This window comes from Mesorhizobium sp. M0848 (genome assembly GCF_040319805.1).
Classification (GTDB): domain Bacteria; phylum Pseudomonadota; class Alphaproteobacteria; order Rhizobiales; family Rhizobiaceae; genus Mesorhizobium.
The window spans coordinates 50577-65108 of sequence record NZ_JAMYOM010000033.1; the positions used below are offsets into that span (position 1 = coordinate 50577).

The window sequence follows — 14532 nt, forward strand, 5'->3', positions numbered from 1 at the left end:
GCAAGCCGGAATCTTCTTGGCGAAAGCCAATTTGCGTGCTCTTTTTACACGTCTTGGACCGGCCGAAAAAGCACCAGTACCGCTAGGTGTTGCTCTCGCCCCTCTCTGTGATAGCAACCATAGCCGTTTAATCTAATTGGTTATCGAGCGAAATCTACTATGAAGCCGAGTGATACAATGGCATTATGTATATCTATTTAGACAGACGTAAGTAATGAGTTTTCATTAGAAATTGCTAAAATAGCTGTTCCAGTGAGCAGCATATTGGCTCTCGCTCCGCTATATACTGCCACCATCAGCTTCCGGCGCGATCTCAACAGTAGAAGGAGAATCTTCTTCTTACACGAGGAATCGCCGATCAAGAATGCAGCCCGGAATCGAGGTGTTTCGGTCGATAGGAGAGAGCAATAGGTCCCAATAGCTGGCAGTCATTCAACCAAAGCTTCAGTGGGCTTGCATTGCTGCGTCGTCGATTGCAAAGGACGGCAGTTTGCCATAGCCAGGTGCCAGGGACCGCAGCTTGTGGTCATGGTGCCGATTTCAGGGATCGACATGAGTATGCGGCATGCTTGGTTTTGACGTGCATCTGCGACAGCCGGCGTCCGATCTCGGCGGCACGGATGAAATGCTGCGCCAGGCTTCTAATGTCGCTAGCACGACAGGAGCAAGCTCGCACTGCAGCCAAATGGCGGCGCGACGGCTCGGAAGAGTTTACGGGAGACTGTTTGGACGCAGCATCCTCGGTGACCGTTTCCTTTGGCGGGAAACCGCCGGCTATGTCTCGGGGCTCTTGTACCTTCGAACCAGGCTTGGGTAAGACGGCATGGCGCATAATCCATTGGTTTCAATCGTGGTTCCTGCGCACAACGCAGAGGTGACGCTGGCGCGCGCACTCGATTGCCTTCTCGATCAGGAAATCGTGGATTGGGAGGCGATCATCGTCGACGACGCCTCCACGGACCGCACCCCCGCGATCATTGCCAGTTATGTGGAACAAGATTCCCGATTTCGGACGTTGAATTCTTGCGCCCGTGGCCCCGCCGGCGCGCGCAATAGCGGGATTTCGACGGCGCGCGGCCACTGGCTCATGTTTCTGGATGCGCACGATTGGGTAGACGCCAGCTTCCTCGCGAAAATGCTAGCCGCACTGGAGGCTGCGCCCGATTCAGTGGCCGCCTATTGCGGCTCCCAATGCGTGATGCCCGATGGCGAACTTATCTGGTTGAGCATCTCGTCAGAGGTTGCGATCCAGCCCTTTGAAACATTTGCCCGCCGGTGTGCCATCGCCACCCACGCGCTGCTGCTCGACCGGGAGACAATCGTCGAGTTGGGCGGTTTCGATGTGTCGCTGCGTACATGCGAGGACTGGGATCTGTGGCAGCGCCTCGCCCGTCTCGGCAGAAATTGGGTAATGGTCGACGAGCCGCTCGCCTTCTACCGGGCTAGCCCCAACTCGCTCACCCGCAATTCATCTCAGATGCTGGCCGACGCGGAAATCGTCATCGCCCGTGGCTTCTCTGCCGACTCCAGAGTCAAACACCCGGTGACTATCCACGCCAACGGAGCGAACTCGGCGGATGGCCGCACCGCTTCCGAAGCACTCGCGTGGTTCGCATTTTGGAACGCCGCGTTGGATTGCGGCGGCGGCTCGGGCTCGATCAACCCGCAGTCCCTGCGCGCGCTTCCGGCCGGACGCAAGTGGGCGAGTGAGATCGCCAAGGTAGCCATCAACGGCCTTGCGGTGGGAAGCCTGTCTGTGCCGGCGCAACTGGCTGCCAGGTGGGGAAGGTTCGGCCGCGCCATCACCGAGTTGATTACCGAACTCAGCAAGGTCTGGGACAATCCCGCAGCGGCTCGCCGCATCCAGTATCAGCTTGAGCAAATGCTTCTCGACGCCGACGATCTTGGCGCGCCGCGCAGGCTGGCGCGAACACTTGGAATCCGCGTCGACGCTCGAAATCCGACCTCGACCGAACTGCCGGAAGGAATCGACCAAATCTATGCCTACCTGATGATGGATGGCCACATCGAGGCCGTCGTACAATTCGGCGTGCTCGGGACAGTGACAAGGGATCATTGGATTGAACTGATCCGGAATTTCGCACCGCAAAAGGAGGCTGGCGCCAACACTCCGAACACGCTTCCATCCCGGGCATTGTCAGGCACAGCCGAACGCGAGCCTGATCCGGACAGCCATTTCGGCAAACTCGCGAGATTGGCTGCGCAAGCGCGGGAGTTGGTCCGGTCGAGCGCCGAACCTGCGGAGCCTTCTGCCGCGCCGCGCCGTGCACGGCCCAGGCACGACGAGAATCGCACGTTGTTCTGGAATGGCTATTTCACGACCGAGGATCCCTGGAACTACGGTTCGTCCTATGAGCAGGAAAAATATGAGCGGCAACTCGAGATTCTGCCTGCGGGTCCCATCGGACGGGCACTTGAGCTCGCCTGCGCGGAGGGCCACTTCACGCGGCAGCTGGCGCCGCGAGTGGGCCATCTGACCGCAACCGACATCTCCGCCATAGCCGTGGGACGGGCCCGCGCGCGATGCAGCGATCAGCCGAACGTCGAATTCGGCGTACTGGATTTCTCCGCAGACACGCTGCCGGGTGAAATGGATCTGATCTTCTGTTCGGAAGTGCTCTACTATCTGGATGATCTCGCCGAGTTGCGGCGCATTGCCAAAAAATTCGCAGAGGCGTTGGCGCCTGGCGGCAGTTTCATCAGCGCCCACGCATTCGTGCTGCGTGACAATGTTGAAAGGACGGGCTTCGACTGGAACACATTCGGGGCACAAGCGATCTCAGAGGCGCTCGCAGCGACCGAAGGTCTCGTCCTCGAGCAGTCGATCCAGACCGAGCTCTATCGCATAGACCGCTTCCGCCGCCTGTCACCGCACGATGTAGTGACGGAACCGAGGATTGATCATGCGCCGATCCGCGCGCCCATCGGACTCGGGGTCGCCCGAAATATCGTCTGGGGCGGGGCGCGGGCCTTGCGCCGCGACGTCGCGCGCAGCGAGCGGCGGCCACGTATCCCTGTCCTCATGTACCACAGCGTCGCCGAAGAAGGTCCGGCTGCCCTCGCCCGTTTTCGGCTAACGCCCGCCGCATTCGCCAGCCAGATGGCATGGCTGCGCGCCAATGGCTTTCACGCGACCACGTCCGAGCAACTGGAACGGTCCATCGCCAACCGTCAGCCTTTCGCTGGCCGCCCAGTGCTCATCACCTTCGATGACGGCTTCCAGAATTTTGCCGACCAAGCCTGGCCAACCTTGCGCGCGAACGACCTGACCGCGGAAGTGTTCCTGGTGACTGACCTGGTGGGTGAAAGCGCGCAGTGGGATGCCGAAAACGGTCCGCCGACGCAGCTTATGGATGCCGGGACGGTGCGGCGGCTCGCCGCCGAAGGTGCGTTCTTCGGAAGCCATCTCGCGACGCATCGCGCGATCGATGGTCTGTCGAGCTCTGACTTGGCCGCCGAACTGCTGCGCTCTCGTATGTTCATCGAACGTTGGACCGGTCGGCCAACCTCGGCGTTCGCGGCACCCTTCTCTGTCACCGACCGACGGCTCGGCAGACTGGCCAAGGAGTCCGGCTATCGGATCGGCTTCGGCAGCAGACACGGGCCGGCGGACCTTAATTGCGATCCCATCGATCTTCCACGCATCGAGATTCGCGGGGATCGCTCGCTCGACGACTTTGTCGCCACCGTCGAGGCCATGCTCGATTAAACGGTGAACTTTGTCACGGTCATCGGTCCCGCTCACGTGCGCAAGATCGACGAAACGCTCCGCACTCGCCAGACTGCTGCGATCGCCCGATGTCACCCCGAGATCGGAATGACCTGCCCCGGCGGCTGAGTAAACACTGCCAAAATACCCGGCGCATCAGCATCTTCAAGCGCGGCATGCGTGGCACCTATCAGCCTTGCGCAAAAAAGCATCTGCACCGCGACCTCTCCGAATATGACTTCCGCCATAATTCACGCGTAGCCCCTGGCATGAACGACGATGCACGGGCCGGTCGCAGCCTCGATGGTATCGTCGGCAAGCGCCTCGCCTCGGGTTACTTCACACGGAAGCGAGCGACGGCGCTTAAGCCGAACCATAATAGGGCCTTTCGTAGGGTTCGGAGCTACCACCTGTGCAGGCTAACTGTATTCGATAGCCGCTTTTCCCGTGCAGATGGATTTCAGATTACGAGCAAATAAGTAAACGTCTCCGAAGTAATTCGGATACATTTCCACAAGCTTTTCTTTCTTATCTACCTCGACCAAGACAGCCTTCACCTCACTGCCCCTTAGCTCGATTTTTTGCTCGATCTCTTTCAGTTTTCGCGCACCTAATATAAGCGCCCAGAACGGCTCGATGGACAATTTATGATCTTTTCCATATTGAAGCAAATAGTATCGAGTTTTGGCTGCTTTATGTACGAAGTTTTCTGGGCAGTGAGTAGTATTATTGATTTTTTCTAGTATGCCGATCGCATCTATACGCTTGTTGAGATCCCGCAATTCTCGAACCCGGTCATTGTGATCCGGAACACTTACATGAACGGGGCACTGCTCAACGTGCGCGAATTCCGCCGACATAAGCTGGAAAAGGCGAAGCCAATCCTGGTCGCCCTCTCCGTGCTTCAAATCCTGGCCCCGGAATAGCCCGACAGCCTCAACCGCAGTTGCCCATGAGTGCTGAAGCTTGGTACGAACTTGCAACTCGATGCGTCGTCCGTCGAAAGCCTCGGTGTCGGCATCTCTGGGTCGGTATTTGAAAACAATATGGTGACTTCGATACCCGTCCGGCTTCGGCTCATCGATATAGTTAAACTCCCTAGAGTGGATCTCATGGGGGAACTTGTCTCGCATCGATGCGAGAAGCGAGCGAACACCTTTGATATCGGCCATGATCGCTCGGCAACCGCCGATGTCGTTCATGGTGTCCAAATTGGTGGTGGACTCTCGAAGCTTCCGACGAATGGATGCCATGCGCTTCGGCCGGGATGCCATGTCGCCCTCCAGTCGCAGGGCTCTTATGTGATGACCGACAGAGAACCGAACGCTGCGCATCGGCAGAAAGTGCGAGTCGCGCCAGCTATTGGCGATTGAGAAGATTTCGAGTGCGTCCACATACTGGCCGACAGTGATGTCTCGTCCGAACTGAATAGGTTTTGCCAGCCGGTCGCCTGCCTTGCGAACGGCTTTCATGCTGTAGGCAAGGCGCGGGTACTCAGTCATTGGAGCCAAGAAATCAAGATAGCCCGCCTCATTCTGGACTGGCCGGACTATCGCAGGGGAATCAGATCCCAAGAGTCATATCCGTTTGGGTAAGCGAAGTACCATAGCGCGCGACATCGGATCTCCGCGAGCGATCGTCTCGGCCGTATCTGCCTAGATCGCGCCCCTGGACATGACGCGGACGTAGATGCCGTCACGGTCAGCCAGCTTATAGTTCTTTTCAGTGCTTTAAGGGCGACGCCGACAACATAGCAATTGCCTCCTGAAAGATACCTCAGGACAATTGAAGGCTTCATGGCAGGAAATTGCCTTTTCTCCATCGCATTGGGCATTAAAAAGCACCACCGTGAGCCTTATTGCTCTGATGGTGGTACCTAGAAATCCGGGTGGGCGATATGCGAAGGTTCATCAAAGCCAATCGACGTTTGAGTGGGCCTGAATCATTCCCACTCGATTGTTCATGTCGGCGACGATCAGCGTCGGTGGCGGCAGTTCATCGAGGATTGGTCTTCGAACGATCTCCTCCCCATCGGCGGTGGCGCGACCGATAGGCCGCATGTTGAGGACGGCCATGCCGAAGCCGGATGCGACGGCCGAGCGCACCGTTTCGTAAGAGCGCGTGCGAAAGCGCACCTCCGGCCGTTTCGCCAGCTCCTCGATCGGCTCTCGAACGCGTGAGGACGATGCTGGGAAATCTTCCTGAATGATCCGTGCGGAACATTGGAAACCTTCGGACGGGTTCGTTCTGGAGCCCAATGCCCTAGAGGCAGCAACAGAGACCGAAGCCAACCTAGCGCTCACTGCCGGACCGGGAGCCGGCAAGACGGAGATGCTCGCAACGCGCCGACTTTCTCCTGCGGACGCGAAGCTGCAGATACCCAAAGCGTATCCTTGCGATCTCCTTCAAGGTCGATGCCAGCACGAACCTCAAGGCGCGCGTAAGGCGCCGGTGCGGCCACCAGCTTGGGGAACGCTTCGACAGCTTCACATTCCATCGCTTCGTGCTCCGCATAATCCAGCAGTTCCGCCTCGCGCTCACCGGGCAGGACGTACTGGCTGCGGACTTCTCCGTCGGGCCGGCTCGCATCCAGGGCCAGTCGATTACATTCAGGGACATGATCCCTCTTGCGAAGACGATCGTCGAGGGCAGCGTGATCGCGCGGAACGCGCTGAGGAAACATACAGCCAGGTATTCTTGGACGAGTTCCAGGACTGCACCGATCTCCAGTACGGCCTCATTAAGGCCTGTTTCCTTGGAACCGGCGCGCAACTCGTAGGGGATGTCATGGAAAGACAGTCTATCGCTATCGTGCAAAGGGAATGCCTGAAATCCGCCTCCCAGGTCAGCCCGGCGATCCGGAATTCGAGGCTGCCTACGAAAAGGCGACGCAAGGCCAGGGCCTCAAGGCAGCTATTATCGACCTACCCGGTCGGGCGTTGCCAAAGACATTCGGTCATGCTGCGCGGCGGCTTGAAGCGACGATGGAATGGCTGGACTTTGACGAAGCGACGCAGCGGAAGAATGCCCGTCTTATTGAACGCTTCCTTCGGATGCAGGTCGATCCTGCCTGTCCGCCAACTTGGCGCGATACGCCCGTCGAACATCTCGACGCCGACCATCTGCGTTCGATTATAGAAAGCGTCTTTGCCGCCAACAGGACGGTTGCCAAGCACCTGCTGGTCGCAATCAAGAAGCTCTTGTGGGTGGGGATCGAAATTGAGAAATGGATCAAACCGCAGAACGAATCCTCACTGTCGATCCACGTCCGGATTCCTAATCGACCGCCAATCCCGCGTGGCGGGTCCCCATTCGGGAAAAGTTCGAGGCGCGCCATCCGATTGGCTCCCCGCCCCGCACCTGCTACGCGCTCGCGTTCTGGCTCGGCAACCGTCGAGGCGATATCGCCTCGTTGGAATGGGACGATTTGGTTTTCGAGGAGATCGAACTGTTCGACGGGTCTCTAGAGGTGATCGAGGCCTTCGATTTCCGGCAGAAGAAAAACCGCAACCATCACGGCGGGCGCGAGATGTTTATTGGCGCCGCTTGATCGTTCGAAAGGCGGCACGGTGCTGAAGAATGCCTATGGGCACCCATTCGCGGAAAAGAGTCTCACCGGCATGATGGCACATTGGCACAAGCAGGCCGGCATTCCGGAGGGCTACACTCTGCACGGGCTACGCCGTACCTTCGGCACGTATCTCGCCGAATGCAACATCCAAGCGCGCGCTATCATGGAGGCGATGGGGCATTCTTCCATGACGGTGACGGACGAATATGTCCGAGAGGCCAACAAGAAGCGAATGGCTGTCGACATAGCCCGCGCCATCAATGAGCGCGAGGCCAAACGCGATGCGATGAAGCAGCGAGCGGCCCTGCGCGTCGTCAAGTAAGTGAAATCAACCGACCATGCGCAGCGTGGCCATATCAGCGGCCCTTTTTTTGGGGCCCACAATGGGTCCAAAACGTTTTGGACCGAGGCATATTTTTATCAATGAAATCAATGGTTATGGTGGTGGTGGCAGTCAGGAGCGAACCAGTCTCTGTCTGATTTTCCCTATTAGAGCCCGAAAAACAGCGAATTTCTGGCGATTTTGAGCGGCCGAGCCAATTCCGGCCTGAAATCTCACAGTAGTTTCAACGCGTTGTCCAGGAATTCCCTATTCGCCCTAACAGGGAAATGAAAGTAGTCCAACAGGGAAACGCCACGTGCGTCAGGCGCGGGAAATGCGCATCGCTTGCTTGACTTTGAGCGGCCTAGCGACTGGGTTGTCTCACCCACCGAATCCGTCCCCAAGCCAAAAATGCCGCACACCTTCACCCGCCAAGAATTGTATGACCTCGTTTGGTCGACCCCTATCGTCACGCTTGCTGAGCGGTTCGACATATCGGACGAGGGCTGGCGAAGACTTGTGCTCGCTATCAGATACCCGTTCCCGGCCGCGGCTATTGATCGAATGGGCCAAACAGCGGCTGGCTCACATCGAAGCGCAGAACCAACTTGATGTGCTGACTTCGAACCTGCGCGAGCAAAATCTCTTTCCCGACCCAGACGATTTGGATAATCCTGAGGGTGATCCGCCACCGCCAAAGACCCTGTGGGGCTAGCAACGCATTGCAAACGACCTGCTCAGACGGTGGGCCAGCGCCCTGCATCCCGTCGGCCCAATTGAGTTGCAGGTTCGAGGTGAGCTGTGCCTTGCGAAACAGGTCTTTACCTTCCGGGCTGTTTGCGGACGACACGCCGATCCAGTCGATATCGCGCCGCGGCGTCATGATATCGGCGATGCGCCGATCGCCAATGTTGAAGACGCGCTCGACGAGCTCCTGCTGGGTCTGGTGAAGCAGCCCTGCCTCCTGGCTCGCCGCGACAAGCAGCTTCAGCTCTAAGCGAATGCAGGGACTCCTCGCCCGTCCCTAGCCGCAATCCTCAGAGACGCAACACCAGATTGCCAAGACCGTTCAAAGCGAGGATCGCCGGCCTGAGCAGGAACAGGAACAGGCCTAGCGGCCGCACCACCCAGAGTGCCGTGCCCTCGCTACGCTGAAGCGCCAGGCTTTTCGGCGCCAACTCGCCCAGAACGATGTGGAGAGCAGTGATGATAATAAAAGCAATTGCTACGGCGATTATATGGGATCCGGCGGTGGCAAGAGACCCCATCGCTCCGACCAGCAGTGGCTCGATCAGATGGGCGAGTGCAGGTTCGCCAACCCAGCCAAGCGCCAGCGACGAAATGGTGATACCCAGCTGGGTCGCGGCAAGATTGGCATCGAGATTCGCCAAGGCTCTTTGAAGCAGCCCGGCATTCAAGCGTCCAGCGGTAGCAAGTTCGTCGACTCGGCTCCGCCTGACCGCCATCAACGCAAATTCCGCAGCGACAAAGAAGCCATTTGCGCCAACGAGTACTAGAACCAACAGAATTCCAAGAATGTCGCGTAGACTACCATCGTCCGCCGGCATGATATCCTCTGCTGGATCTGACTGGCGGGATCTGTGAAGCGTATTTGGCGCTATTGCGCAACCGCATTGGGCTCAGAATTATCACGCGGAGCTGCTGCCCCGACGCGGGGACTCTGGCTTTGGACAGCGTTAGGAAGAAGTGATTTGCCAGACCGCTACGCCGGCTAGAACAATTCCGGCAGCGCCTTCGATCGTCCGCGAAATGGCATCGAACAGGCGTGGCCGGCTGTCGAAGAAATGCACTAGGCGCTCCCGAAACAGGATCGACAACACCGCAACGCAAGACAGCGTCAGCGCCACGCCGGCCATCATGGTGATTGCAAACAGGATACCGGCGAGCGGAACGCCTCTGGATATTGCGAAGGTCATCACGAAAAGCGTCAGCGGGCATGGGATCAAGCCGGCCATGACGCCGACGGCCTCGCCCTCATGCTTGTGGTGATGGCCGTGGCTCAATGCGCGCCAGAGCATCCAGACGCCTATGAGTCCAAGCAGCCCGCGACTGACGTCTTCTAGTAGCGGCGCGCGGCCAACACTGCCCAGGGCAATAGACACCAACGGTAGCGAGAGCGCCGCGATCAGCACGGCAATCGTCACATGCGTGAAGGAAAGTGTCAGTGATACCCGAAGACCGCGCGAAACCTTTGCGTCCGAACCGGCCAAATACGTGGCCAGTAGGGCTTTGCTGTGACCCGGCGTCAGCGCATGCGCTGCACCGAATAACACGCCCATCGGCAGAAAGGCCGTGAAGGCCAGCCAATCGCCGCCGGCCGAAAGCAGTTTGATCTGCTCGGCCAGCGCCAGGTAGATCGTGCGTTGGAAGTCGACCAGCGTCTGGAACATGGCCATCGAACCGGCTCCGGGTCAGCCGCAGGTCAATTCGAGGCGTGTCGCGAAAATCTTGCCGAGATCGGTCCCTGTTGGGTCACTGAAGAACGCGTCTGTCAGGCTTTTCTGGTTCTGTGCGATGGCCGTGTCCGGATCTGGACGGACGACCGCGCGTGAGCAGCCTACAGGCAGGCCAGCCACAGCAATCTTGTCGTCGTCGGTAAAATCGATCGCCGTGTAGAAGGTCGGGTCATATACGCCGATGCTGACTTTTCCAGCAAGAGCCAACGGGTCCTTCGGCTGCGTTTCGAACTGGACAACGAGCTGATCATTCTCAAAGCTGACGCTGAACTTCGGTGGCGGCGCCATCGTCACGTCCTTGCCGTTCAAGGTCACCATCTGAAAGTAGTTGTACCCGGCCAGCGACGCATGGACGGTGAGAGCAACCTCATCGAGTTCTTTTGTATCAAGAACAAGGTCGGAATTCTTGTCGAATTCCATCAGCACAGTGCTGGAAAAGAGGTCGTCGAAACGCCAGAGATGCCGAAGTGATTTGACCGTGCGGTCTTGACCGACGGTCATGTCCAGCTTCGCTTCGGCAAAGACATGGGGATGGGCACTCGCCGCCGCGGCGGAAGCGAGCAACAGCGCGACGCCTGATACCATGCCCGTCAGTCGCATTTTCACTCGCACTTCATCGTTTCCGGTCAGGCAGCACGTCTGGCATTGCAAGCAGGCCGAAATGGGACATGCGGTTAAGGTGGGCCGCTCAAGATCAAATCACGCTCAGCGTCATGGCGGCAAGAACAAGATAACGGCCGACCTTGGCCGCAGTGACCAGCAAGAGGAAAACCCGAAAAGGCTCGCGCAGGACGCCCGCGACGACGGTCAGCGGATCACCGACAATTGGCAGCCAACTCAGCAGAAGCGACCACTTCCCGTAACGGCGATACCACACTTGTGCGCGGTTTAGTTGCGTTTGGTTCGCCGGAAACCACCGCCGGTCCCGAAAGCGCTCAATGCCTCGGCCGAGCAACCAGTTAATCACCGACCCAAGCACGTTGCCGACGCTCGCGACTCCGACTAGCAACCAGGGCGAATAATCCGCAAGCAAGAGCCCGATCAGCACCGCTTCCGATTGCATCGGCAAGATCGTCGCGGCGATGAAGGCTGCCAGGAAAAGACCAGCGTAGGCTGCGAGATCGGTCATTGAACAGCGTATCTGTCTGTCGACCTAATGATGGTGACCTTCGGGTTCGACCATCTTGAACGGTAGCACCTGTTCGCGATCCTTGGCCTTCAGGACCAGTCTTGCCTCGAATTCATGCGGCTCGGCAGGGGTGACTGTGCTCTCAAGGCGATGATGATTGTCGGCGACAGGATCGAGGTGCAACGTCTCCGGCCCCTCTGGCCGGTCGATGATCACCGTCGCCGTCAAATCGTCGGCATGCCGGTCGATCGTCAGACGCATCCGCTCGCCAGCCGGTGTATCGACGATTTCCAATGTCCCTTCAGCCAGATCACAGGCGACCTTGAAGGGCTCCGGCGCATGATGGTGAGCATGAGAGGTTTCCGCGCCAGTGACGGCCGGGCTCACCAAGCGAACGTTGGCTTCGGCCAACGCCGGCAAGTGGGCGAACAGCTCCTGTTTGAGGGCTTCAGTTACACCCAGCACGTCGTTGGCCGTCGCCATCTCCGGAACACTGATGGCCACGTCGGCATGCAGGCGGTGGCCGATCCAGCGCGCCTGCACGCTTTGGACACGCTCGATGCCGGATACATGCTTGGCGGCATGATGGATTTCATCGACGATGCCAGGCTCGACGCCGTCGAGCATGCGGGTCAACACGGCTTTCGACGACTGCCATACGATGGCGAAGATCGCCAGCGTGATCAACAGTCCGATGATCGGATCGGCAAGCGGAAAGTCTAGCCACACGCCAATAGCGCCAAGCACGACCGCCAGACTGGTAAAGCCGTCGGTGCGGGCATGGTAACCATCCGCGATCAGCGCCGCGCTGTTGATCTCGCGGCCGACACGGATACGGAACACAGCGACGGCCTCGTTGCCTAAGAAACCTATGATGCCGGCTATGGCGACCCAGCCAAGAAATGCGATCGGCTGCGGATTGATCAACCTGTCGATCGCCTCGTAGCCGGCAACGATGGCGCTGAACAGGATGATGAGGACAATCAGAATGCCGGCCAGATCCTCGACGCGGCCCAGCCCGTAGGTGAACGTCTCGCTCGGTTTGCGACGGGCCAGCATGAAGGCGACCCACAATGGGATAGCGGTGACCGCGTCGCCGACATTGTGGATCGTGTCGGCCAGCAGTGCCACGCTGCCGGAGAGGAACACGACCACGAGCTGAAGCGCCGCCGTGATGGCCAGAACGACGAATGACCATTTGATCGCCCAGATGCCGCGCGTCGTCGTGGCGATCGTCGGGTCGATGACGCCATGGGTGTGACCATGGCCGCCCTCGCCGTGATCATGTCCGTGGCCGCCCATGCCGTGCGTCATCGGGCCGAATCCGAACCAATCGCGAACTTTGTCCATCATGGCGCTTCTCACAGGTATTTGGTGATATCCTTGAACTCGTCGATCGAGCGGCGCTGCTCGAGCGCCAGCGGTCCGACGACGTCCTCAAGGCAGTGGTTGAGGTGGTCTTGGATCAGCGTCTTCTTGGCCTGGGCGATGGCCCTCTCCACGGCATGAAGTTGCTGGGCGATGTCGAGGCACGGTCGACCGGCCTCGATCATCTCGACGATCCCGCGCAGATGGCCGTCGGCGCGCTTCAGCCGCTTGATGATGGCAGGATGGGTTTCGTGGACGTGGGGACGCTCATTCATACCTTGATGCTATCCCCCCAGAGAGGATATTCCAAGCCTCAAAGTGGCCTCGATTCTGGTGCACGCAACCATTCGTTAGGATTTTAGAGAATAATCGTTAAGCATGCCGAATTGGATCCATAGCATAGCCTTTCGTCTCATCGTCGCTTTCGCGATGACTCTCGGCGTGCTGGTCTCCCCAATGGGTGGTTCGGCCTCGCATAGCCCGATGGCGCTCGCTGCCGCCGAGGCAGCGCGTCACGCAGAGCTGGCAGCACAGATCGAAAAACACGGCCACAGCCATGACGATGGCGAAGCCGATGAGCAGAGCTTTGGTCATACCCACGGCCACAATCCGGCCGACCACACCCATGAGACGGCGAGCACGCTTCCGGGCTTCGCGCAGCCAGCACCGCCGATAGGCCGGAGCTGGCTGGTTTACCCGCCTTCGTTTGCCGACCTCAAAATCCGTTTCCGGCTTGAGCGCCCTCCCAGGCAGATCGTCATCGCATGATCGCGGCCGCACGCGCGGCCATCCTCAACGACGACGATTGGAATTCTCATGCAAGGATCCTTCTACGAGGGTCCGCCACGCACGCCTTGCGCGCGCTGGCGGTTGGCCCTTCCTATGCTCATTGCTCTCCTGACCCTTCCATTGCTTGGGGCGGTTGCCCTCGCCCATGCCGTTGCCGAAGGCGACAAGGGCTATATCCAGGAGATCACGGGCATCAATCTGCTGCCCTTCATCTATCTCGGCGCCAAGCACATGGTGACGGGATACGACCACATCCTGTTCCTGTTCGGCGTGATCTTCTTCCTCTACCGGATGAAGCACATTGGCATCTATGTGAGCCTGTTCGCGCTCGGCCATTCCACGACCATGCTGCTTGGCGTCTATTTCAAGGTGGGCATCAACAGCTACATCATCGACGCGATCATCGGCCTGTCGGTCGTCTACAAGGCGCTCGACAATATGGGCGCTTTCCAGAGGTGGCTCGGTTTCCAGCCGAACACCAGGATCGCGACGCTGATCTTCGGCTTTTTCCACGGCTTCGGCCTGTCGACGAAGATCATCGAATACAACATCTCGCCCGACGGGCTAGTGCCAAATCTTCTTGCCTTCAACGTCGGCGTTGAGATTGGCCAGCTTTTGGCGCTCGCTGCCATCCTTATTGTCATGGGCTACTGGCGCCGGACCGACAGTTTCTGGCGCCACGCATACACCGCCAACACCATCATGATGACCGCCGGGTTTGTGCTGATCGGCTATCAGCTCACCGGCTGGGTCGTCTCCTGAGCCTCCAAGTAAAGATCCCAAAAAAGGAATTCTCCTATGTACAATACCGACATCCCGACCCGCGCCGAGCTGCCGACATCCATGCAACTCCTTCGCTCTACCGTCATCGCAATTCTCGCGGCAGCTGCCATCCTTGTGACCATCGTGCTGCCGGCCGAATACGCCATCGATCCCACCGGCGTTGGGCGAGCGCTCGAGCTCACCGAGATGGGCGAGATCAAGACACAACTGGCCGAAGAGGCCGAGCATGACCGCCTTCGCGAACTGCAAAACGGCACTCCGATCGCCGTGCCAGCCCGAGATCAGCAGTCGAGTCTTCTGGAGCGCGTCTTCGCTGAACTGGTGATGGGTTCCGCCTCTGCCCAGGAACTCCGGACAGACGAA

General features: G+C 58.8%; 13 protein-coding genes and 3 pseudogenes. 8 read left to right on the forward strand and 8 right to left on the reverse strand.

From position 1 onward, the window contains the following. Positions 1 to 823 precede the first annotated feature (823 nt). Together NKH95_RS29150 and NKH95_RS29155 are read left to right on the forward strand one after the other, a co-directional pair. Complete coding sequence (locus NKH95_RS29150; RefSeq protein WP_352894023.1) at positions 824 to 3730, forward strand: glycosyltransferase; 2907 nt, start codon at positions 824 to 826, stop codon at positions 3728 to 3730. A 158-nt stretch (positions 3731 to 3888) separates the two neighbouring features. After that, positions 3889 to 4056: pseudogene (locus NKH95_RS29155) on the forward strand (IS1595 family transposase); the annotation flags it as partial. A gap of 93 nt (positions 4057 to 4149) precedes the next feature. Here the strand turns inward: NKH95_RS29155 and NKH95_RS29160 are convergent. Then, positions 4150 to 5304, reverse strand: coding sequence for a RelA/SpoT domain-containing protein (locus NKH95_RS29160; RefSeq protein WP_245486161.1), 1155 nt, complete (start codon positions 5302 to 5304; stop codon positions 4150 to 4152). Positions 5305 to 5640: 336 nt separating this feature from the next. Beyond that, positions 5641 to 6021 carry a type 2 periplasmic-binding domain-containing protein gene (locus NKH95_RS29165; protein WP_206638033.1) on the reverse strand — a complete coding sequence of 127 codons (381 nt, stop codon included), beginning with the start codon at positions 6019 to 6021 and terminating at the stop codon, positions 5641 to 5643. 107 nt (positions 6022 to 6128) lie between these two features. Between NKH95_RS29165 and NKH95_RS29170 the strand changes: the two genes are divergently transcribed. The 3 genes from NKH95_RS29170 (at position 6129) to NKH95_RS29180 (ending at position 7623) form a co-directional block, all read left to right on the forward strand. Continuing rightward, positions 6129 to 6509 carry a DEAD/DEAH box helicase family protein gene (locus NKH95_RS29170; RefSeq protein WP_352722856.1) on the forward strand — a complete coding sequence of 127 codons (381 nt, stop codon included), beginning with the start codon at positions 6129 to 6131 and terminating at the stop codon, positions 6507 to 6509. 43 nt (positions 6510 to 6552) lie between these two features. Further along, positions 6553 to 7197 (forward strand): hypothetical protein, encoded by a 645-nt coding sequence (locus tag NKH95_RS29175; RefSeq protein ID WP_352894025.1) that lies wholly within the window; start codon positions 6553 to 6555, stop codon positions 7195 to 7197. A 69-nt stretch (positions 7198 to 7266) separates the two neighbouring features. Further along, a complete protein-coding gene (locus NKH95_RS29180) occupies positions 7267 to 7623 on the forward strand; it encodes a tyrosine-type recombinase/integrase (RefSeq protein ID WP_023809574.1) in 357 nt (118 codons plus the stop codon). Between the two features lie 832 nt (positions 7624 to 8455). Here the strand turns inward: NKH95_RS29180 and NKH95_RS29190 are convergent. The 6 genes and pseudogenes from NKH95_RS29190 to NKH95_RS29215 form a co-directional block, all read right to left on the reverse strand. Further along, positions 8456 to 9191, reverse strand: a pseudogene (locus NKH95_RS29190) (CNNM domain-containing protein); the annotation flags it as partial. A gap of 129 nt (positions 9192 to 9320) precedes the next feature. After that, positions 9321 to 10034 carry a HoxN/HupN/NixA family nickel/cobalt transporter gene (locus NKH95_RS29195; protein ID WP_023809575.1) on the reverse strand — a complete coding sequence of 238 codons (714 nt, stop codon included), beginning with the start codon at positions 10032 to 10034 and terminating at the stop codon, positions 9321 to 9323. Positions 10035 to 10055: 21 nt separating this feature from the next. Next, positions 10056 to 10700: a DUF1007 family protein gene (locus NKH95_RS29200; RefSeq protein ID WP_502895378.1), complete on the reverse strand. Its 645-nt coding sequence runs from the start codon at positions 10698 to 10700 to the stop codon at positions 10056 to 10058. A 94-nt stretch (positions 10701 to 10794) separates the two neighbouring features. Next, positions 10795 to 11229, reverse strand: coding sequence for a YqaA family protein (locus NKH95_RS29205; RefSeq protein WP_127292005.1), 435 nt, complete (start codon positions 11227 to 11229; stop codon positions 10795 to 10797). 24 nt (positions 11230 to 11253) lie between these two features. After that, positions 11254 to 12582 (reverse strand): cation diffusion facilitator family transporter, encoded by a 1329-nt coding sequence (locus NKH95_RS29210; RefSeq protein WP_127292003.1) that lies wholly within the window; start codon positions 12580 to 12582, stop codon positions 11254 to 11256. 8 nt (positions 12583 to 12590) lie between these two features. Further along, the gene (locus NKH95_RS29215; protein WP_127292000.1) at positions 12591 to 12872 is read right to left on the reverse strand and encodes a metal-sensing transcriptional repressor; all 282 of its coding nucleotides are present in this window, start codon (positions 12870 to 12872) and stop codon (positions 12591 to 12593) included. 208 nt (positions 12873 to 13080) lie between these two features. Between NKH95_RS29215 and NKH95_RS29220 the strand changes: the two genes are divergently transcribed. The 3 genes and pseudogenes from NKH95_RS29220 to NKH95_RS29230 form a co-directional block, all read left to right on the forward strand. Further along, positions 13081 to 13365 (forward strand): hypothetical protein, encoded by a 285-nt coding sequence (locus NKH95_RS29220; RefSeq protein WP_127291998.1) that lies wholly within the window; start codon positions 13081 to 13083, stop codon positions 13363 to 13365. A gap of 114 nt (positions 13366 to 13479) precedes the next feature. Next, the gene (locus NKH95_RS29225) at positions 13480 to 14148 is read left to right on the forward strand and encodes a HupE/UreJ family protein (protein ID WP_245490340.1); all 669 of its coding nucleotides are present in this window, start codon (positions 13480 to 13482) and stop codon (positions 14146 to 14148) included. Between the two features lie 36 nt (positions 14149 to 14184). Then, positions 14185 to 14532: pseudogene (locus tag NKH95_RS29230) on the forward strand (transmembrane anchor protein); the annotation flags it as partial.

Bases quoted from the DNA above. Each gene is read 5' to 3' on its own strand.
- NKH95_RS29225 (WP_245490340.1), top strand. From the start codon at position 13,480: ATGCTCATTGCTCTCCTGACCCTTCCATTGCTTGGGGCGGTTGCCCTC.
- NKH95_RS29220 (WP_127291998.1), top strand. From the start codon at position 13,081: ATGGCGCTCGCTGCCGCCGAGGCAGCGCGTCACGCAGAGCTGGCAGCA.
- NKH95_RS29150 (WP_352894023.1), top strand. From the start codon at position 824: ATGGCGCATAATCCATTGGTTTCAATCGTGGTTCCTGCGCACAACGCA.
- NKH95_RS29210 (WP_127292003.1), bottom strand. From the start codon at position 12,582: ATGATGGACAAAGTTCGCGATTGGTTCGGATTCGGCCCGATGACGCAC.
- NKH95_RS29195 (WP_023809575.1), bottom strand. From the start codon at position 10,034: ATGTTCCAGACGCTGGTCGACTTCCAACGCACGATCTACCTGGCGCTG.
- NKH95_RS29200 (WP_502895378.1), bottom strand. From the start codon at position 10,700: ATGCGACTGACGGGCATGGTATCAGGCGTCGCGCTGTTGCTCGCTTCC.
- NKH95_RS29215 (WP_127292000.1), bottom strand. From the start codon at position 12,872: ATGAATGAGCGTCCCCACGTCCACGAAACCCATCCTGCCATCATCAAG.
- NKH95_RS29175 (WP_352894025.1), top strand. From the start codon at position 6,553: ATGCCTGAAATCCGCCTCCCAGGTCAGCCCGGCGATCCGGAATTCGAG.
- NKH95_RS29205 (WP_127292005.1), bottom strand. From the start codon at position 11,229: ATGACCGATCTCGCAGCCTACGCTGGTCTTTTCCTGGCAGCCTTCATC.